Annotated in this window: 21 protein-coding genes and 1 other RNA gene; 18 read left to right on the forward strand and 4 right to left on the reverse strand. The window is 41.1% G+C overall.

Annotation, left to right across the window (positions count from 1 at the left end):
- Positions 1–72 precede the first annotated feature (72 nt).
- From AC6CH1_RS12955 to AC6CH1_RS12985, 7 genes are all read left to right on the forward strand, one after another.
- Positions 73–1,257: a phosphoglycerate kinase gene (locus AC6CH1_RS12955; protein ID WP_498317871.1), complete on the forward strand. Its 1,185-nt coding sequence runs from the start codon at positions 73–75 to the stop codon at positions 1,255–1,257.
- A 124-nt stretch (positions 1,258–1,381) separates the two neighbouring features.
- Positions 1,382–2,143 carry a triose-phosphate isomerase gene (gene tpiA / locus AC6CH1_RS12960; protein WP_251690296.1) on the forward strand — a complete coding sequence of 254 codons (762 nt, stop codon included), beginning with the start codon at positions 1,382–1,384 and terminating at the stop codon, positions 2,141–2,143.
- The gene (gene gpmI, locus AC6CH1_RS12965) at positions 2,136–3,677 is read left to right on the forward strand and encodes a 2,3-bisphosphoglycerate-independent phosphoglycerate mutase (RefSeq protein WP_251690295.1); all 1,542 of its coding nucleotides are present in this window, start codon (positions 2,136–2,138) and stop codon (positions 3,675–3,677) included. Before tpiA ends, gpmI begins: the two co-directional genes overlap by 8 nt.
- 76 nt (positions 3,678–3,753) lie before the next feature.
- Positions 3,754–5,046, forward strand: a complete 1,293-nt coding sequence (eno, locus tag AC6CH1_RS12970) for a phosphopyruvate hydratase (protein ID WP_008406351.1) — start codon at positions 3,754–3,756, stop codon at positions 5,044–5,046.
- 289 nt (positions 5,047–5,335) lie between these two features.
- Complete coding sequence (locus AC6CH1_RS12975; protein ID WP_498317873.1) at positions 5,336–5,920, forward strand: TetR/AcrR family transcriptional regulator; 585 nt, start codon at positions 5,336–5,338, stop codon at positions 5,918–5,920.
- A 444-nt stretch (positions 5,921–6,364) separates the two neighbouring features.
- The gene (locus tag AC6CH1_RS12980) at positions 6,365–7,780 is read left to right on the forward strand and encodes a DHA2 family efflux MFS transporter permease subunit (protein ID WP_498317875.1); all 1,416 of its coding nucleotides are present in this window, start codon (positions 6,365–6,367) and stop codon (positions 7,778–7,780) included.
- A gap of 236 nt (positions 7,781–8,016) precedes the next feature.
- Positions 8,017–8,535 (forward strand): YusW family protein, encoded by a 519-nt coding sequence (locus AC6CH1_RS12985; protein WP_498317877.1) that lies wholly within the window; start codon positions 8,017–8,019, stop codon positions 8,533–8,535.
- A 204-nt stretch (positions 8,536–8,739) separates the two neighbouring features.
- On the opposite strand, the gene AC6CH1_RS12990 is transcribed toward AC6CH1_RS12985, so the two are convergent.
- The gene (locus AC6CH1_RS12990; RefSeq protein ID WP_427713460.1) at positions 8,740–9,120 is read right to left on the reverse strand and encodes a ferritin-like domain-containing protein; all 381 of its coding nucleotides are present in this window, start codon (positions 9,118–9,120) and stop codon (positions 8,740–8,742) included.
- Between the two features lie 55 nt (positions 9,121–9,175).
- Positions 9,176–9,448, reverse strand: coding sequence for a translation initiation factor 2 (locus AC6CH1_RS12995; RefSeq protein WP_498317879.1), 273 nt, complete (start codon positions 9,446–9,448; stop codon positions 9,176–9,178).
- A 302-nt stretch (positions 9,449–9,750) separates the two neighbouring features.
- Here AC6CH1_RS12995 and AC6CH1_RS13000 point away from each other — a divergent pair, with 302 nt between their 5' ends.
- Positions 9,751–10,008, forward strand: a complete 258-nt coding sequence (locus AC6CH1_RS13000; protein WP_498317880.1) for a hypothetical protein — start codon at positions 9,751–9,753, stop codon at positions 10,006–10,008.
- A 54-nt stretch (positions 10,009–10,062) separates the two neighbouring features.
- Here the strand turns inward: AC6CH1_RS13000 and AC6CH1_RS13005 are convergent, their stop codons facing one another.
- Both AC6CH1_RS13005 and AC6CH1_RS13010 read right to left on the reverse strand, forming a co-directional pair.
- Entirely contained in the window at positions 10,063–10,674 is a 612-nt protein-coding gene (locus tag AC6CH1_RS13005) for a hypothetical protein (RefSeq protein WP_498317882.1), read from the reverse strand.
- Positions 10,671–11,315 (reverse strand): phosphate starvation-inducible protein PhoH, encoded by a 645-nt coding sequence (locus AC6CH1_RS13010; RefSeq protein WP_498317884.1) that lies wholly within the window; start codon positions 11,313–11,315, stop codon positions 10,671–10,673. The genes AC6CH1_RS13005 and AC6CH1_RS13010 overlap by 4 nt, the downstream gene beginning before the upstream one ends.
- Positions 11,316–11,495: 180 nt before the next feature.
- On the opposite strand from AC6CH1_RS13010, the gene AC6CH1_RS13015 reads away from it, so the two are divergent.
- The 10 genes from AC6CH1_RS13015 (at position 11,496) to AC6CH1_RS13060 (ending at position 22,629) form a co-directional block, all read left to right on the forward strand.
- Positions 11,496–12,626 (forward strand): ABC transporter substrate-binding protein, encoded by a 1,131-nt coding sequence (locus AC6CH1_RS13015; protein WP_498317886.1) that lies wholly within the window; start codon positions 11,496–11,498, stop codon positions 12,624–12,626.
- A 14-nt stretch (positions 12,627–12,640) separates the two neighbouring features.
- Positions 12,641–13,642, forward strand: a complete 1,002-nt coding sequence (locus tag AC6CH1_RS13020; protein WP_251690285.1) for a FecCD family ABC transporter permease — start codon at positions 12,641–12,643, stop codon at positions 13,640–13,642.
- On the forward strand, positions 13,639–14,484 hold the full coding sequence (locus tag AC6CH1_RS13025; RefSeq protein WP_498317888.1) for an ABC transporter ATP-binding protein: 846 nt from the start codon (positions 13,639–13,641) through the stop codon (positions 14,482–14,484). Before AC6CH1_RS13020 ends, AC6CH1_RS13025 begins: the two co-directional genes overlap by 4 nt.
- Positions 14,485–14,598: 114 nt before the next feature.
- Positions 14,599–14,826, forward strand: a complete 228-nt coding sequence (gene secG / locus AC6CH1_RS13030) for a preprotein translocase subunit SecG (protein WP_251690282.1) — start codon at positions 14,599–14,601, stop codon at positions 14,824–14,826.
- Positions 14,827–15,139: 313 nt separating this feature from the next.
- Positions 15,140–15,886, forward strand: a complete 747-nt coding sequence (locus tag AC6CH1_RS13035) for an alpha/beta hydrolase (protein WP_498317890.1) — start codon at positions 15,140–15,142, stop codon at positions 15,884–15,886.
- 133 nt (positions 15,887–16,019) lie between these two features.
- The gene (gene rnr / locus AC6CH1_RS13040) at positions 16,020–18,428 is read left to right on the forward strand and encodes a ribonuclease R (protein ID WP_498317892.1); all 2,409 of its coding nucleotides are present in this window, start codon (positions 16,020–16,022) and stop codon (positions 18,426–18,428) included.
- 69 nt (positions 18,429–18,497) lie between these two features.
- Positions 18,498–18,962 (forward strand): SsrA-binding protein SmpB, encoded by a 465-nt coding sequence (gene smpB, locus AC6CH1_RS13045; RefSeq protein ID WP_251690278.1) that lies wholly within the window; start codon positions 18,498–18,500, stop codon positions 18,960–18,962.
- Between the two features lie 190 nt (positions 18,963–19,152).
- Positions 19,153–19,530 (forward strand): helix-turn-helix domain-containing protein, encoded by a 378-nt coding sequence (locus AC6CH1_RS13050; RefSeq protein ID WP_498317894.1) that lies wholly within the window; start codon positions 19,153–19,155, stop codon positions 19,528–19,530.
- Positions 19,531–19,689: 159 nt separating this feature from the next.
- Positions 19,690–20,047: a transfer-messenger RNA gene (ssrA, locus tag AC6CH1_RS13055) on the forward strand.
- 1,364 nt (positions 20,048–21,411) lie between these two features.
- Positions 21,412–22,629, forward strand: coding sequence for a DNA sulfur modification protein DndB (locus AC6CH1_RS13060; RefSeq protein ID WP_498317896.1), 1,218 nt, complete (start codon positions 21,412–21,414; stop codon positions 22,627–22,629).
- The last annotated feature ends 16 nt before the right edge of the window (positions 22,630–22,645 follow it).

Genomic DNA, 22,645 nt, shown 5'->3' on the forward strand with positions numbered 1-22,645 from the left:
TTGTTACTATTTTAACTAGCGAGTATACGATTCACACTAATTGACGAACGACTATGAAGGAGGATTTTCAGTATGTTTTTAAAGAAATCAATGAACGATGTAGATGTAAAAGGAAAACGCGTATTTGTGCGTGTCGATTTTAATGTGCCGATGGATGAGGGCCGCATTACCGACGAAACGCGTATTCGTGCAGCTATTCCAACAATTGAACAACTAGTAAACGCTGGAGCAAAAGTAATTTTAGCTTCACATCTTGGCCGTCCAAAAGGCGAAGTAAATGAGGACATGCGCTTAACAGCAGTCGGCGAGCGTCTTTCGGAATTAATGGACAAGCCAGTTAAAAAATTGGATGAATCAATTGGTTCAGATGTGGAAGCAGCGGTTAACAATATGCAAGACGGCGAAATAATCCTGCTTGAAAATGTTCGTTTCCATAAAGGCGAAGAGAAAAACGACGAAGCATTGGCAAAAGAGTTTGCAAAATTAGCGGACCTTTATGTAAATGATGCGTTCGGCGCAGCTCACCGTGCACACGCTTCAACAGAAGGTATTGCAAAACATGTACCGGCTGTATCAGGCTTGTTAATGGAGAAAGAGCTGGACGTACTAGGTAAAGCTTTATCCAATCCAGAGCGTCCGTTCACAGCAATTATTGGTGGAGCGAAAGTTAAAGATAAAATCGGTGTTATTGAAAACTTATTGGATAAAGTGGATCACCTGATTATCGGCGGCGGTTTAGTATTTACATTCGTCAAAGCGATGGGCCACGATATTGGGAAGTCATTGCTGGAGGAAGATAAAATCGAGCTGGCAAAAGGCTTTATCGAACAAGCAAAAGCAAAAGGTGTACAACTGCATATGCCGGTTGATGCTGTCGTAGCAAACGAGTTTTCGAAAGATGCGGAAACAAAAGTTGTGGCAATCGATGCAATTCCATCTGACTGGATGGGACTGGATATCGGGCCGAAAACTGCTGAAAACTATGCAGAAGTCATTAAACAATCAAAATTAATCATTTGGAACGGACCAATGGGTGTATTCGAAATGGAAAAATTCGCAAACGGTACGAAAACAGTTGCGGATGCAATGGCAACAACAGACGGCTACACAATTATCGGCGGCGGTGACTCAGCTGCAGCGGTAGAAAAATTCGAAGTCGCTTCGAAAATGGACCACATTTCAACAGGCGGCGGTGCTTCATTAGAGTTAATGGAGGGTAAAGAATTACCGGGAATTGTTGCGTTAAACAATAAATAGATCGTTTATAGGCTAAAATATCTGTTGAAACAGTTGATGGTAGCGAAGGCGGAATGGACGAGAAATGCGTCCTCCTTAGCAGAAATCAACGGGAACAGAATCTTTTAAAAACGGAGGGTTTTGAATGAGAAAACCGATCATAGCAGGAAACTGGAAAATGTATAAGTCCTTTGATGAGGCAGTTGATTTTATCGAAGAAATCCAACAAGAAGTCCCTTCTCCGGATAAAGTTGATGCGGTCATCTGTGCACCTGCATTATATTTACCGACACTTGTCGTAGGGGCAGAAGATTCAAGCCTGGCAATTGGTGCGCAGAACATGCACTTTGAAGACGAAGGCGCATACACAGGGGAAATCAGCCCGAAAATGCTTTCGAATGTCAACGTTGATTATGTTATTTTAGGGCATTCGGAGCGCCGTGAGCTATTTAATGAAACTGACGAAGCGATCAACAAAAAAGTCCGAGCTGCTCTTAATTATGGTATTGTACCGATTATTTGCTGCGGGGAAACATTGGAAGAGCGTGAAGCGGATCAAACCGAAGCAAAAGTAGCACGCCAAATTACAATGGCGTTGAAAGACTTTGCTCCAATTGAAGTAGAGCATATGGTCATTGCATATGAGCCAATCTGGGCAATCGGAACAGGGAAAACAGCTACTGCGGAAGACGCAAATACAGTATGCTGTGCAATCCGTCTGGCGATTGAAACATTATACGGAAAAGATACAGCTGAAAAAGTGCGCATTCAATACGGCGGCAGTGTAAAGCCTGAAAACATTGAAGAGCTTTTATCACAAGAGCATATCGATGGCGCTTTAGTAGGAGGAGCAAGCCTACAACCAGCATCATTCATGAAATTATTGGAGGCGGCAGCAAATGCCTAAACAACCCGTTGCATTAATTATTCTAGACGGCTTTGCCTTTCGCGATGAAGTGAAAGGTAATGCCGTAGCACAAGCAAATAAACCAAATTTTGACCGTTACTGGCATGCATATCCACATTCGACTTTAATAGCAAGTGGTGAAGCAGTAGGTCTACCGGAAGGTCAAATGGGGAACTCTGAAGTTGGACACTTAAATATCGGGGCTGGACGCATTGTGTACCAGTCCCTGACACGTATCCACAAATCAATTCGTGATGGAGATTTCTTCCGTAACGAATCATTTTTGGCAGCAGTAGAACATGCAAAAGCACATGGTTCAAAGCTCCATTTAATGGGACTGCTTTCAGATGGCGGTGTCCATAGTCACTATGAGCATTTGTTTGCCTTATTGAAATTGGCAAAAGCAAATGGTCTTGAGCAAGTATATGTTCACGGCTTCCTGGATGGACGCGATGTCGGTCCAACGACAGCACTTGGATATATTCTTGAAACAGAGAAACAGATGAAAGAAATCGGGATCGGTAAGTTCGCATCGATTCATGGTCGCTATTATGCAATGGACCGTGACCGCCGCTGGGAACGTGTCGGCTTAACGTACAATGCATTAGTTGATGGAATTGGACAAACTGCCTCTTCCGCAACAGCAGGTGTTGAGTCTTCGTATGAACGTGAACTGCATGATGAATTCGTTGTACCGTTTGTCGTGACAGAAGAAGGACGACCTGCCGCAACGATCAGCACGAACGATGCAGTCATTTTCTTCAACTTCCGTCCGGACCGTGCGATTCAATTGTCGTCTTTAATGACGAATGAAAAATTTGACGCAATGCCACGCTCTGAAAACCATCCGACGAATCTGAAATTCGTTACGTTTACACATTACAGTGATGATGTCATAGCGGATGTGGCATATGAAAATGACAACTTAGTTAATACGGTCGGTGAAGTGATTTCAAAAGCAGGCAAAACTCAGCTGCGTATTGCGGAAACGGAAAAATATCCGCATGTCACATTCTTTATGAGTGGTGGTCGTGAAGATACATTTGCAGGAGAAGAGCGTATTTTAATCGCATCTCCAAAAGTGGCGACTTACGACTTGAAGCCTGAGATGAGTGCGTATGAAGTGACGGATTCATTACTGGAAGCTATTGCAGGAGAGAAGTTCGATGCGATTATTTTAAACTTTGCGAACCCGGATATGGTCGGACACTCAGGGATGCTTGAACCGACAATTAAAGCAATCGAAACGGTGGATGAGTGCTTAGGGAAAGTCGTTGATGCGATCACAGCTAAAGGCGGTTATGCAATCATTACAGCTGACCATGGTAACTCCGATGAAGTGGTGACACTAGATGACAAGCCGATGACAGCACATACGACAAACCCGGTACCGGTGATTGTCACAAAGCCTGGTGTCATGCTTTATGAAGACGGCATTCTAGCCGATCTGGCACCGACAATGCTTGAATTACTTAATATTGCCCAGCCTGCAGAGATGACAGGAAAATCGTTAGTTATGCCAAGCGAACAGTAATTGATCGCGCGGTTAATTATATAGCTTGTCCTTGTGCAAGCACCTACTAAATTTATCAATAGAGGAGTTTTTTATTATGCCATTCATTACTCAAGTATATGCTCGTGAAGTATTAGATTCTCGCGGTAACCCAACAGTAGAAGTAGAAGTATTCACAGAATCAGGCGCATTCGGCCGTGCAATCGTGCCATCTGGTGCTTCAACTGGTGAATATGAAGCAGTGGAATTACGTGATGGAGACAAAGGCCGTTACTTAGGTAAAGGTGTTGAAAAAGCGGTAGAAAACGTCAACACAATTATCGCGGAAGAACTTGAAGGTCAATATTCTGTATTGGACCAAGTTGTTATCGACCAAGCGTTAATCGAACTTGATGGAACAGAAAACAAAGGTAAATTAGGTGCAAACGCAATTTTAGGTGTGTCAATGGCAGTAGCGCACGCAGCAGCTGACTACTTAGACATTCCTTTATACCAATACTTAGGTGGCTTCAACTCGAAGCAATTACCAGTACCAATGATGAACATCTTAAACGGTGGTGCACACGCGGACAACAACGTGGACATCCAAGAATTCATGGTAATGCCAGTAGGTGCTAAATCATTCAAAGAAGCGTTACGTATGGGTACAGAAATCTTCCATAACTTAAAAACAGTATTAAAAGAAAAAGGCCACAACACAGCTGTAGGTGACGAAGGCGGATTCGCTCCAAACTTAGGTTCAAACGAAGAAGCAATTACGGTGATCATCGAAGCAGTTGAAAAAGCCGGCTACAAAATGGGCGAAGAAATCCGTTTAGCAATGGACGTTGCTTCTTCTGAGCTTTACAACAAAGAAACAGGCAAATACGTTTTAGCTGGTGAAGGCGTAGAAAAAACTTCTGAAGAAATGGTTGCTTGGTACGAAGAGCTGACTTCTAAATACCCAATCATCTCAATCGAAGACGGTTTAGACGAAAACGACTGGGCTGGCCACAAGCTATTAACAGAGCGTATCGGTGACCGTGTACAATTAGTAGGTGACGATCTATTCGTTACAAACACAACGAAATTATCTCGCGGTATCGAAGAAGGCGTTGGCAACTCAATCTTAATCAAAGTAAACCAAATCGGTACTTTAACAGAAACTTTTGAAGCAATCGAAATGGCGAAACGCGCTGGCTACACAGCAGTAATTTCTCACCGTTCAGGCGAATCAGAAGATAACACAATCGCTGACATCGCTGTTGCTACAAACGCAGGTCAAATCAAAACAGGTGCACCATCTCGTACGGACCGCGTTGCGAAGTACAACCAATTACTACGCATCGAAGACCAATTAGGCGCAACTAGCCGTTTTGAAGGGTTAAAATCTTTCTACAATATTAAATAATTGTTTTAGGATTAGGTAGGGCACTCGCTTTTGGGCGGGTGTCTTTTTTTGTGTGGGCCTGAGCTTTATTAGAACATATCCGAAACACTTATTAGCACTTCGGGCATTTATATTAGAACATTTAGGATTTTATTAGGAAATCTGGGGGATAATTTGTTGAAAGTTTGTGAACGTTGGCATCTCGTTATTATATAAGCGACAGAATATGTGATATGTTTAATCTATTCAAATTTAACTGCACATACTTGGTTAAAATTAGACCAGTTGTTATAGATGGTGAGGGAACGGTATGTCTAATCAAACGAAAGATAAAATTTTAGAAACAGCGACACGGTTGTTTTACTTTCAAGGTTTTCACGGGACCGGTTTAAATCAGATTATAAAAGAATCCGGATCACCAAAAGGGTCGCTGTATCACTATTTTCCTGAAGGTAAAGAGCAGCTTGCCGAAGAAGCGATTGTATTGTCAAAACGGCGGATTGGAGCAGTTATTCAGCATTATATGAATGAGTTTGAGGATGTGGAGGCAGCACTGAATGCCCATATTTTAGCGATGGCTGATTTATTTGATTTGGACAATGGACTTGAGGAGCGTTCCTATACGATGATGCCATTCGGACTGCTTGCGGCGGAATCAGCATTTATGAATGAGCGTTTGCGGAAAGTATGCGGCGACACGTATAAGTACTGGGAATCGATCTATTACACAAAATTGATTGCCAACGGGTTTAGTGATGAAGCGGCTGTCACACTGAGTAAAGCGGTAAGCGCAATGATTGAAGGGGCGGTTACATTGTCATTGTCCCAGCGTTCGAATGAGCCGTTATTAAATATAAGCAAAGTCATCCCTGCGTTGCTTGCGCAGTATAAGTAAAGGCTTGTCCGGAATGTGATTTCTGGACAGGCTTTTTTGTTGTTCACAATTAGCCGAAGTTTTGTAATAAGTATGTGGAAAACTATTGCAAAATTATTGTTTTTCATAGCAATGGAGTTGAAATGTTTGCAAATGTTGATGTAGCAACGTTCTTGTTGTTTCTCTCTATAATTTATTGAAAAAAGTGCAATCGTTTTCATAAAAATATGTTAAAAAATGTCTACGAAAGATAGGCCCATTTAAGGTTAAAAATGGATAATGGATGTTCACAATTATAACGACCGGTCTAATATTTTTCTCCTGAGTCATTGAATTTTCATGAAAAAATTTGATATATTTTAAAGCGTGCTGTTTGAAGCTTTCGTTATATAACAGCAAAAAGCATGATACAAAGCAATTATCATCTTTCATAAAAGAGTCTTATACAATAGGAGGAAACAAAAAATGGCAGCACCAATTTTTAATGTGAAAAGCCCAAAAGGTATGGCAGCTGTTCTGATGATCAGTACATTCGTTGGTTTATTTGGTGAAACGGCATTAAACATGGCGTTAACAAATATTATGGATGACTTCGGTGTATCGGCCGCATCAGCCGCATGGTTAACAACAGGCTATTTATTAGTATTAGCTGTATTAGTTCCATTATCATCTTATTTAGTACGCTGGTTTACAACACGTCAATTAGTAGTGGCGGCAGTTTTGTTCGCGGTGATCGGTTCGTTATTAGGCGCATTAGCACCGAACTTTGAAGTATTACTAGCAGGTCGTTTCGTACAAGCACTTGCAACAGGGATTATTCTACCGTTAATGTTCAGTGTCGTAATGCTAATTTTCCCGGTGCAAAAGCGCGGTGCCGTCATGGGGATCGTCGGGATTATTTTAACAGCAGGTCCGGCATTAGGTCCATCAATCGCAGGTTTGATTGTATCTTCATTAAGCTGGAGATATATTTTCTGGATCATGGTCGTTGTGTATGCCGTTGTAATCGTTTTAGCACTATCTAAAGTGGACAATGTATCCAACGTAACACGTCCAAAAATTGATTTATTATCATTAATCGCTTCTACGTTCGGTTTCGGTGGTGTTGTATTCGCGTTGGCAACATTAGCCGAGCAATCGATTACAAAACCAATCGTTTGGGTACCACTTGTCGTTGGTTTCGTTTTATTAGTAGTTTTCGGCATTCGCCAAACGAAAATGGAAGAGCCGATGATCGACTTATCGGTATTCAAGTCACCAATGTTCTCTTTAGGTGTCGCATTGATGGTCGCAACCATGTTCATGATTCTATCAGTGGCGATCCTAGTGCCGATGTTCCTGAAAACAGTATTAGGTTTCGCCGCATTGACGGCAGGCTTATGTATGTTGCCAGGTAACATTTTAAATATCATCATGTCCCCAATCGTTGGTACGAACTTTGATAAAGTCGGAGCGAAAATCTTCACACGTATCGGGTTTACGATGATTTTAGTGTCAATGATCGTATTCTTGACAACAATTTCAGCAACAACAGCAACATGGATCATCATTGTTAACTTATGTGTATTCTTTGTCGGGGTATCGATGACAATCATGCCAGCACAGACAAATGCGATGAACTCATTAGCACCGCAGAAATTCGCTGACGGTTCAGCAGCATTAAACACATTAACGCAAATCGCCGGTGCTTCAGGAACAGCAATTGCGATCACAATGTACACAATCGGTCAGCAAAACTATATCGAAAAATTCAGCAACGCCTTGCCGGCAGAATTTTTAGCACACGGTGTCCATTCAGCGTTCATCGTTGTGACAGTCGTGTCGGTATTAGGATTGGTTGGATCGTTCTTCATTAAGAACAGCAAGCCGGTCGGAAATTAATTTAATAGCTATGAATTAACTGCTCAAATTTGTAGTGAATCGTTTATAGAACAGCATCGGGGATTTTGCCGATGCTGTTTTTTTGTTGGGTATTGTTTTTCCAACGAGCAGCGATTCGGATCATATCCTCGCATTTATATAGGGGAAAAATTATTAATTGATTGTAGAAATGGATAGATTATTTAAATATGGAGATACTTTTTATTGTCAAAACTATTTGTAAAGGAGAATGTTTAATGAAACTATTTAAAGGAATTCTTGTAATGCCATTATTATTAGGAGCATTGTACGGCTGTAATAATAACGATACAAAGACAGAGAACGATGTTACAGGAAATAACAGTACGGTGGATGAAACAACTAAAAACAATAATACCGCTAATAACACGGTAAATGATAATGAAGATGAACGAACTAAAATTAAAGTGGACGATGTAAATTATACATTTACTGAGTTCGATTTAGACGTAGAATACGCAAATGACAAATCGTACAATATTGAATATGAGAACGATGGAAACTACATTTATGCTGAACATGAAGATGAAGTTAAAGGTGTTGAGTATAAAGGGGATCAAGCCTACGACAATTTTGTCAAAGCATTAGAACAACTTACATTTGATGAAACTACGAGTGATGACGATGTCCGTAATGAAGTTATGAAAGCATTTGTCCTAGATGAGAACTATAAGACCTTTGAGCTTGAAGTGAAATTCAAAAACGGTGAAGTGAAACATTATCACCATACTAAATAATTGAATATAGAGGGGGGAAACCCTTTCTATAATTTTTTCTTTATCAATCGGTGAATGAATATGATTTCGTAAGTAATAACATACATATGTCCATTTCCGGACAAGACTGCATATAATATATCGCGTTAAACAGGATAAACTTGTGGTCCATTCCAGGCAGTAATAATTTGCAAAAGGAGGGTATTGATGCCCCCTAAAAAAATACTAGTAATGATTCATAAAATATAAAAACCAAACAGCATGATTTTGTTCATCTGCAGCATTTGAAGAAAACTGGTGACTGATATACGGAATAGTAGATTCTCTAGCTACTCGATGATAAAACTCCACTGCTTCTTGTTCATCATGAAATGCAGTGATAACGCCCTGCTTAAAATTAGTCGGTAATGGTTCAGTTATTCGTGGAGAAGGTTGTTGTCCAGTAAGACATGTAAAAATGTAAGAAAACCCATGATAGTGACGCATTTCATCTTTTCTTATCTCCAGAATACGATTTTTAATTTCTTCATTCGGGGCAAGTTGAGCTAAATGTTCGTAAAAACGGATGGCATTATATTCACCTTCAAGCGCTTTCGAGAGATCCATCACAATGCTGTTCAACGATGGTTGTATAACATATTGCAAATAATCACGCCTTTCTTTAACTCAAAATCTTTTTGATTTGTTTTAATTCCTTTATTAAATAATCAATTTGCTTTTGTGTGGAATCAATCTGTTTCGATTGATCATATTGGGGCTGTGAATTTTGATTGTTGGCTTTTTCTAATTCCTGTAGAGCAAGACCTGCAGCCAATGCTGCTAACCCATCCCCGAGCGTCACAATGGTTGCTGCAATAAAAGTAAGTCTGGCAATTTGAATATCTGCTGATTCAGAGGGTTGATTGGATTTGTTTTTATAATTATTAATCGGCATAACCTCCTTGTACTAACGGCTAGAAAATTGCTGCGTTAATTACATAATATGCAGAGCGTAAATGTAATTTACTAATAAAACACGCTTCTATAAGGAGTTGGAAAGAAGGTATGGCTAAAATGCACCAATAAATGAGAAAAAAGGTACTAGAGGGTCAATCATCATGCAGTTTTTTCAATTTAAAACATCTTTTTCTATGGAAACATGAAAAAAGATGTTTTCCTTTTATATATGGGGGGAAACATAAAGCATACACCAAAGGAGGCTATTACTTTATGAAACTTAAAAAGACACCTACTCTGATGATGACGTTGTTACTATCATTATCGCTTGCAGCATGTAACGATGAGGACGATACGAACATCGACAACAACATCGATGACGGTACAGATGATGGTCTAATGGAGGACAACACTGACGATACGAATGTTGAATTAGATGTTGATGGCGACGACAACGACAACACTGATGACAACTTAGATGACAATACAGACGACAACACTGATGGCACTGTTGACGACAATACTGACGACAACAAAGATGACAACAGCAACGATTAATAAATAAAAAGCATGTTGCTCGCATTCAAATTGCGGGTACCATGCTTTTTTTAATTAAATTTCTCCGAAAGCTAACCACGGGAAGAAGCCGTCCATAAATTTCTCCGTTGCCGGCATGAAGTACGAACCGAAATGGAAGTCCGGATCAAGTGTCGTTACGATCCAAGTGCCTTTTGAACTGACTTTGTCGACATACAGCAATGAACCGCCGTCCTTCATATCAATCAGTGACTGCACCCCTTCCTGTAAGTGGAATACGCCGTGCTGATGCCATGTGCAACCAGCTTCATCCAGGAACCCGTCACGGAATAACGGGTAATCCGGTGCGACTATACGTAATCCGCTGTCGGCATCTTTTTCAAGCCACCACCAGAAGTTCGTCGGGCGTGTTTCCCAGTTTTGGCCCGGAATCCATTGCCACGGCTGAGGTCCGAATGCTACGACAACGCCGCCGTTATCCGCAAAACGTCGGATTGCCGGTGCTGCTTCCAACAATAATTTGTTGTGCAATTGAGAAGGGACGATCAGTACGTCCATCCCTTCCAAATCTTCCTCGACAAAGCGCGGTAAATAGATGATTTTCTCCAAGTACTGCTTGAATTTCGGTGTATTGAATGTCACGTAATGTGGCGCGTGACCACTATATAATACGGCTATTTTTCTCATGCTTCAGATCCTTCTTTCAAACGTAGTAATTCCTGATCGAGCCAACCTAAAAATTGTGGTGCGATCAGCTGAGTCGAGTTTTCACCCGTTGCGTAAGTCAGGAAATCACGGCAAGATGCTGCGACAACCGTTCCTTTAGTAGCAGTGCGGTCGATGAAAACGATCGGTGTGCCGTCCGTAAACTGCAGCACGATTTCCGATTCCTTGTTGACTACCAGATGTGAGCCGCGCGCATAGAACCCGGATACGCCTTTACGGTATGTAAGCTCCATCATGTCAACACCTTCATAAAATGTACCTTCAGCTGCAGGCTCCATTACATAATCCGCGTGTGACTTAATTTCTTTTGGCATGAACAGCCCGGCACCTGGCAGCCAAGGACGGAAAATATGTGTGTTGGCAATAATAATTTTCCCTTCATTTAAGAAGTTTTCAATCACTTGTTTGTGCTCATAAAGATGTTCCTGATCGATAAAGTCCGTTACGACCATCACATTGAACCCCGAAAGGTCAGCAGTTGAAATTTCATACTGGTCGATGAATGTTACATGGTCCATTGGTTCATTAGAAACGTTCATAGCACGTCCCTCTAAGCTGAATGCGTGTCCACCATCCAATTTTACAATTTTATATTCAGACATAAAAATCTCCTTTAATCCTTTAAATTTAATTAATTGATACAAATTCTCATTTGCAAACCGAATTATCATTGACAATGAAAATCATTATCAATTATACTCAATCTCGAATGGAAATCAAACAATATTTTATTGAAATAATAAATTTCGTGAAAAACGAAAGATTTTGAAGGAGAGAAAACAATGGTAGGACGTAAGGCAATTTTAACAACGCTTGCACTTGCTTCAATGGCGATTGCAGCATGTTCAGATAATGAGGCAACAACATCAGCTACGGGTGGAGAGGTTGAAACGACAGCAGAAGAGAAAATCGTTATCGATCAGGCAGGGACAGAAGTAACGATTCCTGCTGAAGTGAACTCAATCGTATCTGGCGGGATTTTACCGTATTTCCATACATGGTATGTCGCAACAAACTCGGCAAAAGAAATTGTCGGAATGCACCCGAACTCTTACAATGCTGCTGAAAACTCGATTTTATCGAAAATGGCTCCGGAAATTTTGAATGCGGATACATCATTCGTACAAAATGGAGAAATGAACGTCGAGGAATTAATGAAAATTAACCCGGATGTGTTCTTTGAAATTGCAACAGATGAGAAATCAATTGAGCAGGCCCGTGCTGCGGGCATCAACACAGTAGCGATTAAAGCGATCGATGCAGCGGCAGCAGAGCCACTTGCAACATTCAACAGCTGGTTAAAACTGACGGGTGAAATTGCGAGCACAACAGAACGCGCGGACAATTTTATCGAAATCGGTACAGAAGTACAAAACGAGATTTATGAAAAGATCGATAGCTTAAAAGCAGAAGAGAAACCGAATGCGCTTATGCTTTATCAATTATCCGAACAGGCAATCACAGTTGGCGGTAAAAACTTCTTCGGGAATCAATGGCTGAATGCAACAGGTGCGAATGACGTTGCGGAAAATGATGTAACAGGACGTAAAGATGTGAACATGGAGCAAATCTACAATTGGAATCCGGAAATTATCTACATAACAAACTTCACAGAAATCCAGCCGGAAGATTTATATAACAACACAATTCCAGGTCAGGACTGGAGTGAAGTGGAAGCGGTGAAAAACAAGCAGGTGTATAAAATTCCGCTGGGGATTTATCGCTGGTTCCCGCCAAGTGGCGATGCACCATTAATGCTGAAATGGTTGGCAAACAACAACCAGCCTGAACTATTCGACTATGATATGAACGCTGAAATTAAGAGTTACTATAAAGACTTTTACGGATATGACGTAACGGACGAAGAAGTAGAGCAAATTCTACACCCATCTTCTGACGCTGCGAAGTATTAGAACGAGGGACTGTCATGAAAAAGTGGAAAAGTATTTTACTGTGGGTTTTACCGCTTGTTCTTGCGGTTGCATCACTTGGCATCGGCCGGTTTGAAGTCGATTTTGTAACGGTGGTGAAAATCCTCGGTTCGCATATTTTTCCGATAGAAGAAACGTGGACACAAATGGAATATAACGTAGTCATGACTGTTCGGCTGCCGCGTATTATCCTCGCACTATTAATCGGTGCGGGACTTTCCATTTCAGGTGCCGCATTCCAGGGGATGTTCGCCAATCCTTTAGTGAGCGCGGATATTTTAGGGGTCGCAGCCGGTGCAGGTTTTGGTGCTTCTATCGGGATTTTACTGTTTGGCAATGGTTATGTAACACAAGGTTTTGCGCTCGTCTTTGGTTTAGCGGCCATCGTATTTACGTATATGATCGGCGGGTCCGGACGCAATATGCCGATCTTTATGCTCGTACTGGCAGGGGTTGTGACAAGTGCGTTGTTTAATGCATTGATTTCGTTAACGAAATTTGTGGCAGACCCGGAAGAAAAGCTGCCTGCGATTACGTATTGGCTGATGGGAAGTTTAGGAACAGCATCTTACCGCGATCTATGGACAGCAGGACCGATTATTTTAGTCGGGATGTTCATTTTACTTGCACTGCGCTGGCGCATTAACTTACTGACATTGCCGGATGATGAAGCGAAGTCGTTAGGAATCAATGTGGTGCGCATGAAGTGGCTTGTTATTGCTGGGGCGACACTTTGTACAGCAGCAGCCGTTGCAGTTGCGGGGATTGTCGGCTGGGTCGGTTTAATTATCCCGCATATCGCAAGGATGTTTGTCGGCAGTAATAATGAACGTGTACTGCCGATGTCGATTGCATTGGGCGGGGCATATTTGCTCATTATCGATACTTTGGCCCGTTCGGTAACAGCGGCGGAAATTCCGTTGTCGATCTTAACGGCGATTGTCGGGGCACCGTTCTTCGCTTATCTTTTACGTCGTACAGGAGGTAGCTGGTCATGAAAATAGAAGTACGTGAAGGCAACTTCTGCTATGCGAAAAAGAAGGAAGTGAAGCCGTTCATTTATGAATCGAATATTAGCTTTACGCTGGAGCCGGGCAAGATTATGGCAATACTCGGTCCGAACGGTGCAGGGAAAACAACGCTGTTAAAATGCATTACCGGCTTGCACGACTGGCGGGTTGGTGAAACATTGATCGATGATGTACCGCTTCCAAAAGTTTCGCAAAAGGAGTTATGGAAGAAAATCGGCTACGTTCCGCAGGCGCATAAAATGGTGTTCGGCTTTTCAATTGAGGACTTAGTAGTAATGGGACGTGCTCCGTATATCGGTTCGTTGTCAAAGCCACGCAAGGAAGATTACGAAAAAGCGCACGAAGCGTTAAATGAAGTAGGCATTGTGCATTTGGCGAAAAAGTCATGCAATGAAGTGAGCGGCGGGGAACTACAGCTGGCGTTAATTGCACGAACGCTCGTATCGAATCCGGAAATTTTAATTTTGGATGAACCGGAATCGCATTTGGATGTGCAAAAGCAGGTTGTGATTTTGGAAACATTAAAACGTTTATCAAAAGAGCATAATATTTCATGCATTATTAACACGCATTATCCGAATCACGCGTTTTACCTGGCGGATCAAGTATTGATGATTGCAAAAGAGAAAAAAGCGGTAATCGGTGCGGTTCAAGAAGTAATGACCGAATCGCGGATGAAGGAGTACTTCAATATTGACCTGCGCAAACTGATTTTTGAAGAAGAAGATCTGCTATTTGAAACGATGGTGCCGCTTGCATTGGCGGCGAAGCGTAATATAAGCGAATGCCGTTTCAACAATTTTGAATAAGAGTGGATATTGTTGGATAAAATATGATGTTCATTTCCAAGAAATATTGTAATGGCCCCCTCATTTTGATATACTATTTTGTATTGTGACGTCCATACTTAGGAGGTGGAGCAAATGCATACGTTATTTTCAGTATTACTTATTATCGTAGCTATAGCCTTAATCGTTGTTGTATTATTACAATCAGGTAAAAGCGCTGGTTTATCAGGTGCCATCTCTGGTGGAGCTGAGCAACTATTTGGTAAACAGAAAGCTCGCGGAATGGATCTAGTCCTACACCGCACAACAATCGTTCTTTCTGTTGCATTCTTCGTATTAGCTTTAGCAATTACGAAATTCTAATCGATTGAAAATTAGATTGAAATTAAACGCCTAACCAAGCATTTAATGCTAGGTTGGGCTTTTTCTTTTAGTGTGGGCTTAAACGCAGTATAATAGAAGAAATGGAAAGTTCTTCACATCTTTCAGCGAGTGTACATCACTCGCTGAAAGATGTGAAGGCCTCTGGCGGATGTCATAGATTCGATAAGGAGTTCTTTGTGCAAGCACAAAGACGAATCTAGACGCAATTACGCCGAGGCGTAATTGATTGAAGATTCAATGGTGTGATTGAATCGTATTCTTCATATTATGGAACAAGACGGGAGCCACGTGTATGCAAACAGCTTTGTCTTCACCGTTCTTCTTTCAGGCAGGACCGAGAGCGGTTTTATTATTACATGGATTTACAGGAAGTTCGGCAGATGTGCGGATACTTGGACGCTTTTTGGAAAAGCACGGCTACACATCGCTTGCCCCACATTATAAAGGACATGGTGTTCCGCCAGAAGAACTGATTGTCTCAAATCCCGAAGAATGGTGGCAAGATGTAAAAAACGGGTATACTCAATTAAAAGAGGCAGGCTATGAAGAAATCGCCGTTGCGGGACTATCGCTCGGTGGCGTATTTTCACTCAAGCTTGCGACAAGTCATCCGGTGAAAGGCGTTGTCACAATGTGCTCGCCGATGACGATGCGCACGACAGACATTATGTTTGAAGGCGTACTTGATTATGCAAAACAATATAAAAAACAACAAGGTAAAAGTGAACAGGAAATTGAATTAGAGATTGAAGCGATCAAGCAGCAAGGAATGGCATCACTGCCTGAACTGCAGCAATTGATTTACGATGTACGAGAGACAATCGACTTACTGTATGCGCCGATTTTAGTGATCCAAGCGCGCAACGACAAAGTCATTAACCCCGATTCAGCCAATATTATTTATGACACCGTTGAATCGATCGACAAAAAAATCAGCTGGTATGAGCATTCGGGCCATGTCATCACACTCGACAAAGAAAAAGACCAGCTTCATGAAGAAGTTCTCACGTTTTTAAATTCGTTAGATTGGATAGTCTAATGGTGTGAATAAATTTTTGTTTTTTACGAAGCTTTGTGAATTGGAAATCCACGGTTACCATAACGTAAAGTAAATTCCAAAACCACAAAATCGTAAGAAACTTTATTTTCTGTTCAAAGGAGGGAAATAATACATGACACAACAAAATGAATTACAACAGCGCGTCCTCGATATGATGAAGGACGATGGCTATAAACCGATGACCGTATCGGAAATTGAAGATGCACTAGAATTAGAAGAAGCGGATGATTTCCGTGAGTTAGTGAAAACACTCGTAAAAATGGAAGCACAGGGACAAATTGTGCGCTCCCGTTCAAATCGCTACGGTTTACCGGAACGTATGAACTTACTGCGCGGCCGCTTTATCGGTAACGCGAAAGGATTTGGTTTCGTCGCACCGGAAGAACAAGGCATGGACGATATTTTCATCCCGGCACATGAAGTGAATGGTGCATTGAATGAAGATACCGTGCTCGTACGTGTATTAAAGGAACAATCAGGTGACCGCCGTGAAGGAACGATCGTGAAAATCGTCGAACGCAGCAAAACATCATTTGTAGGTACATACCAGGCAAATCGCGGTTTTGGTTTTGTTGTTACAGATGATAAAAAATTAAATATGGATATCTTTATCGCAAAAGAGGACGCAATGGGTGCGGTCGACGGACATAAAGTCGTTGTAGAAGTAACGCACTGGCCGGATGCGACGAAATCTGCGACAGGGATGATCACGAAAATTTTAGGTCATAAAAATGATCCGGGTGTGGATATTTTATCGATTCTTTATAAATATGATATTCCGCCAGAATTCCCGCAGGAGGTTGTGCAGGCGGCTGTCGATGTACCGGATGAGATTAGAGAACAAGACTTAGTCGGACGCCGTGACCTTCGCAATGAAGTGATCGTGACAATCGATGGTGCCGATGCGAAAGACTTGGACGATGCCGTAACTGTCGTGAAAAATGACAATGGCACATACAAGCTTGGTGTACACATTGCCGATGTTAGTTATTATGTGACACAAGGCTCTGTACTCGATCAGGAAGCGTATGAACGCGCGACATCGGTTTACTTAACGGACCGCGTAATTCCGATGATTCCGCACCGTTTATCAAATGGCATCTGTTCATTAAATCCACAAGTGGACCGTTTAACATTGTCATGCGAAATGACGATCGACCAGGCCGGGCAAGTCGTGAAGCATGAAATTTTCCAAAGTGTCATTAAAACGACGGAGCGTATGACGTATTCGGACGTTTATAACATTTTAGAGAATCCGGATGAAAACCCGGAATTAATGGAGCGCTATGAAAGTTTAGTGCCGATGTTCAGAGATATGGCAGATTTAGCGCAAATTTTACGCAACAAACGTATGTCGCGCGGTGCAATCGACTTTGATTTCAAGGAATCGAAAGTGCTTGTAAATGAAGACGGCTGGCCGACTGACATCGTGTTACGCGAACGTACTGTTGCAGAGCGTCTGATCGAGGAGTTCATGCTTGCAGCGAACGAAACGATTGCTGAGCATTTCCACTGGATGGAGCTGCCGTTCTTATACCGTATTCACGAAGATCCGAAGCCGGAAAAACTGCAACGTTTCTTTGAGTTTGTTACAAATTTTGGTATTATGATAAAAGGTACTGGAAACTCGGTACATCCGAAAGCATTACAGGAAGTTATTCGTTCGATTGAAGGCTTGCCGGAAGAGCCGGTTATTTCAACAATGCTGCTGCGTTCGATGCAGCAGGCGAAATATTATGCCGAGTCATTAGGCCATTTCGGTTTATCGACAGAGTTTTATACGCACTTCACATCACCAATCCGTCGTTATCCGGATTTAATCGTCCATCGTTTAATTCGTACGTATCTTATTAATGGTGATACATCGAAGGAAACGGTTGTGCAATGGAGCGCGGTAATGGATGAAATTGCGGACCATACATCTGGTCGTGAACGTCGTGCCGTTGAAGCAGAGCGTGATACAGATGCACTGAAAAAAGCACAGTTCATGTCCGATAAAATCGGTGAAGAGTTCGAAGGGATTGTATCATCGATCACGAACTTCGGTATTTTCGTAGAGCTTGAAAATACGGTGGAAGGTCTTATTCACATTTCGAATATGACGGACGATTACTACCGCTTTGAAGACCGTCAGATGATGATGATCGGTGAGCGTACCGGCCGTCAGTTCCGCATCGGGGATGAAGTGAAAATCCGTGTGGCGAATGTTGTGATTGAGGAATCTTCGGTCGACTTTGAATTCGTCGATATGGTGAGCAGCCCACGTCCGTCTCGTCGCCAAACATCGAAAGTGATCCATGCAGGTCGCCGAGACGGTCGCAAAAAAGATGATGAGCGTACAGGCGAAAAACGTGACCGTAAATCACGTGGCGGAAGCAAGGCACGCCCTGAAAAAGCAAAACGTTCAGGCTCATCTGACCGTGATCCACGCGGTCGCCGCAAAGAAGGTAAATCAGGCGATAAGCCGAAGTTTTACGAAGGCATCGCAAAAGGAAAAAAGAAAAAAAGTAAAAAGAAATAGTAAGGTGTGAAGCTATGATGCATTTTCGGCATCATAGCTCTCTACCTTTAAAATAGAGGTGTAAAACGAATGGCAAAAGGCGCAGGGAAAGTTTTAGCTCAAAACAAAAAAGCGAGCCATGATTACTTCATAGAAGAAACAATTGAAGCAGGAATGGTACTGACAGGAACGGAGATTAAATCCGTACGTGGTGCCCGTGTCCAGCTGAAGGAAGCGTATATTAGTGTTACGGGTGGGGAAGCATGGGTAAAAAATATGCATATTTCGCCATTCGACCAAGGGAACCGCTACAACCATGACCCGTTACGTGAACGCAAGCTGCTCTTACATAAAAAGCAAATCAGTGAATTAATCGGTGCCGTAAAGCGTGATGGCTATACGATTGTTCCGCTGAAAATGTACATTAAAGACGGCTATGCGAAGTTACTAATCGGTCTTGCAAAAGGTAAGAAAGATTACGATAAACGTCATGATATGAAGAAAAAAGAAGCGAAGCGTGATATGGAACGTGCTTTCAAGGACCGCCAGCAGTAAGCGGAATTCCGTTATTCTAAATGGCATTTATAGATTGTTCAAAAGAGATGTGTTAAACGAATTTGTTTATTTTTAACACATCTCTTTTTTTCGGGCAAAAAAGGTGGTTTTTAATCGAGAAGATGGGGGTACACATGTAAAGTGGAGTAAAAGCAAGGTTGAAATAACAGAATTTGAGGTGTTTTAGTCAATGGCATTAGCATACGTAGGAGGACTTCCACAAGTGAACGGATTACGCAACGCAGAATTGGTCGATAAAGTTGTTATTTTAGTTGAAAAGTATAGTGTACATGCCCATTGTTTGGCATTGGTTGAAGAGATAATTGTCGATGAGTATCCGGACTATAATGGTATTTTTGAGCAGCAAGTCGGGATGCCAGTAAAAGAATATATTACAAAAGTTCGATTACACAAAGCAGAAGGATTACTGGAAGATACACAAATGGACTTCAAGGAAATTTCAAAAATGATCGGATTGAACGGATATTTTGAATTTACACAGCTGTTCAAGCGATTCCACGGTGTCACACCGGTAGACTACCGCAATCAATTGTATAAACAAGGCTAAGAATATATTGGCAATGTACGAGAGAAGCAGAATTACTTGCAAGCTTACCCGGTTTGTCATATAATTGACTGTACTAGCCAGTGTGTATCTACTCATACGGTACACGTTTTAATGAGCATCTCGCTCATACCGAAACTTAACTCGGGTTTACTACTACTCGGGGACGTTACGGATTCGACAGGGGTGGTTCAAGCTCTGGTCGCGCGTCGGAGGTCTCGTCTTCGTCAACAACGGAAGTTATATAATAACTGGCAAACAACAAAACTTCGCTTACGCAGCTTAATTAGCTCGTAGCACTCAGCCTGTCTATCGCCCATGTAGACTACGCTGGGTTCAACTTAAGTGGGATACGATCGTTGGCACCACCTGAGTCAACGGTAAGAGATTCCCAGGTTAGCGATTCGGACGCCTGTTTGTCGGCATAAGAACTCGCGAATTGCAAGTAGACAAACTACACGCGTAGAAGCCGGCGTATTGGAGCTTCTGGACGTGGGTTCGACTCCCACCGTCTCCATATTTTGGTAATCGCCTAAACCGCGATATACCAACGATAATTGAACATTCGCGTCGTTGTACCTGTTGTGATCCAATGGGGAATGGCGCTACAATCGACCTTCTAATCTTAACGGATTGGGAGGTTTTTTGTTGTGGTTAAAAACAGCCGGAAGTATGGTGTATTCGCTATAGAAAAATCGTTTAATATTAGTCTATAGCACGACCAGGAAGCCGATAGACGCGACGCAATGACCTTAGAACAGGCGCATAAAATTGTATTTAGGCAAATGGAATTAAGCGATAACCGTCCGCGGACAATCGAAACGTATTCTTTCGCGTTTTAGGAGTTCCTGGGCATTACAAGCGTTAGCTAGGTCGAGGATATAGACGCAGAAATGATTTAAGAATATTAAAATTAGATTGAGGTGGCGAAGGCTACGAAACTAGTACGCAAAAATGATATCGAAATTTTAGTGTAGTTAATTGATCGTACCGTACGACGCACATAGGGGTTCCGCGATACTGTAGCTATTTTGCAGTTATATAAGACAGGCATACGGATTAACATGTTAGGCTAACTACGAGAAAAATCATATAGACTTCGCCCGTTGTTAATCGACATGGACAGGGATATATTGAAAGGGAGCGACAGTTTGAAGCTCCTATCGACGAACAGCTAACGGAAATTCTCCAGACACTTATTGTAATAGGGCATTCCGCGCTGTATACGGAAAAACTACGTTTTCATTTCTCATATTGGGCGTGTTATTTACAATAACAATTCGCCTTCTAACGCAATCTCTAAGCAGTTAACGAGGTACACGAGGACGTTTGGCTTAAAATTATTAACGCGCATAAATTACGCAGTGCCTTTGCTAAGAATCTATTAGACGAGTGCGCATTATATATTTTTTGTATAATTTTTTTTAGATTGTACAATCCTATTGACTTATTTGGAAAGGACTGTTAAATTTAGAGTAGAATTATTTCAAAATTGTACAATTATATTTATTGATTAAGCAATTTATTGTATAAATTGTATGTAGAAGTGGAAGTGTAAAAGTTGAAAGGAAATCAACTTATATAGTTGAAACTGAATTAAATATACGGAGTATCTTCTGTTCTTAAATGTAATTGGTTTCAAACCTTCTTTTTTACTAGCAATCACTGTAGCAGCATTATTTTTTAGGTTTAACTTGTAAGCAAGCTATTAGTCTTATGGGTAAAGTGGAAAAGGTTCAGGGAACATCTGCAGAAAAGTCAAAACGGAAATTTTAAAAGGGTAATAATTAATTCTAATAATGAATTAATGTTTTTGTAATAGACTATATTAGCTTAATCTATTATTTAATTATATTAATTAATAATTTTAAAGGAGGAAATGTAATGGCAACGTTATATCCAAGTATGAGAGGTAAGTTTGGTACCACAGAATTCTTCATTACCACAATGAAAGCAGGGGATTTGATTAAAGATGTAAAATCAGCAGATCAGATCCCAGAAACGAAAGATTTAACTATAGAGGAACAACTGCAACGAGAATTGAGGTGGGACAGGATTAAGTCGGAGATAGCTCCCTACTTAATTAATGATGAAGATAGGTTTTTTAATTCATTAATTGTTGATATTTATAATGACACAGGTGTAGAGTTTGAACCTTTATCAAGTAATTTTAAAACAAATAACAAATTGTATGAAAGTGCAGCTTCTCCTTTTGGTTTTTTGATATTACACGGAGGGGAGCGAATGTTTGCATTAGATGGACAACACAGATTAAAGGCATTACAAGTTGCTATTACTGGTAGGGATAACACTGATACTTTAGTGGAGGAAGATTTTGATCCTGAAATTGCAAAAGAGGATGTAGCAGTTATCTTTATTAAGCATGAAAGTACTCAAAAAATCAGAAAAATATTTAACAAAATAAACAAGTATGCTAAACCAACTTCTAAAGGAGATAATATTATTACATCAGATGATGATCCATTTGCAATTATTGCACGGACATTGATTGGGCCAGACTCTGTTTTTAAAGAGAACCAAGTTAACTGGAGATCAAATACGCTTTCAAAAACGAACAAGCATTTTACGACTATAGGGACCTTGTATGAATGCTCTGAAATTTTACTTAGAAAGACGTTGCTGTCTAAAAATAACGTACCAGAAGATATTAAGATTTATTTCGATAAGGTGAGCTTAGTTTGGGGAAAATTCCTTTCGAATTTTGAACCTTTTGTGGAATTAATAAATTCTACTGAAATAAATAAGCTTCGTGACACTCTTTTAATAGGCAAACCAGTTGGCCAAATGGCATTAATTGAAGCTGTTCAAATAAGTCGAGAACATGGACTGGAAGATATGGATATTTTGATATCTAAACTTAATAAAATAGATTGGAGTTCTCAAGCTTCTATCTGGCAAGATGTAATGTATGAACGTAGTGGTCGAATTAAGGCAAATAGAACCGCAAGGAAATTAGCTGCTAGGCTCATTGCTTATATGGTTTCAGCTGAATTTTCTGATGATGAAAAAGCTACGTTATTAAATGATTATAGAGTGGCAAAAGATAACGAAACGTTATTGCTTCCTAATCCAGTTAATTAATATGGTATTAGCGCAT

This window comes from Solibacillus sp. GQ1 (assembly GCF_059758555.1).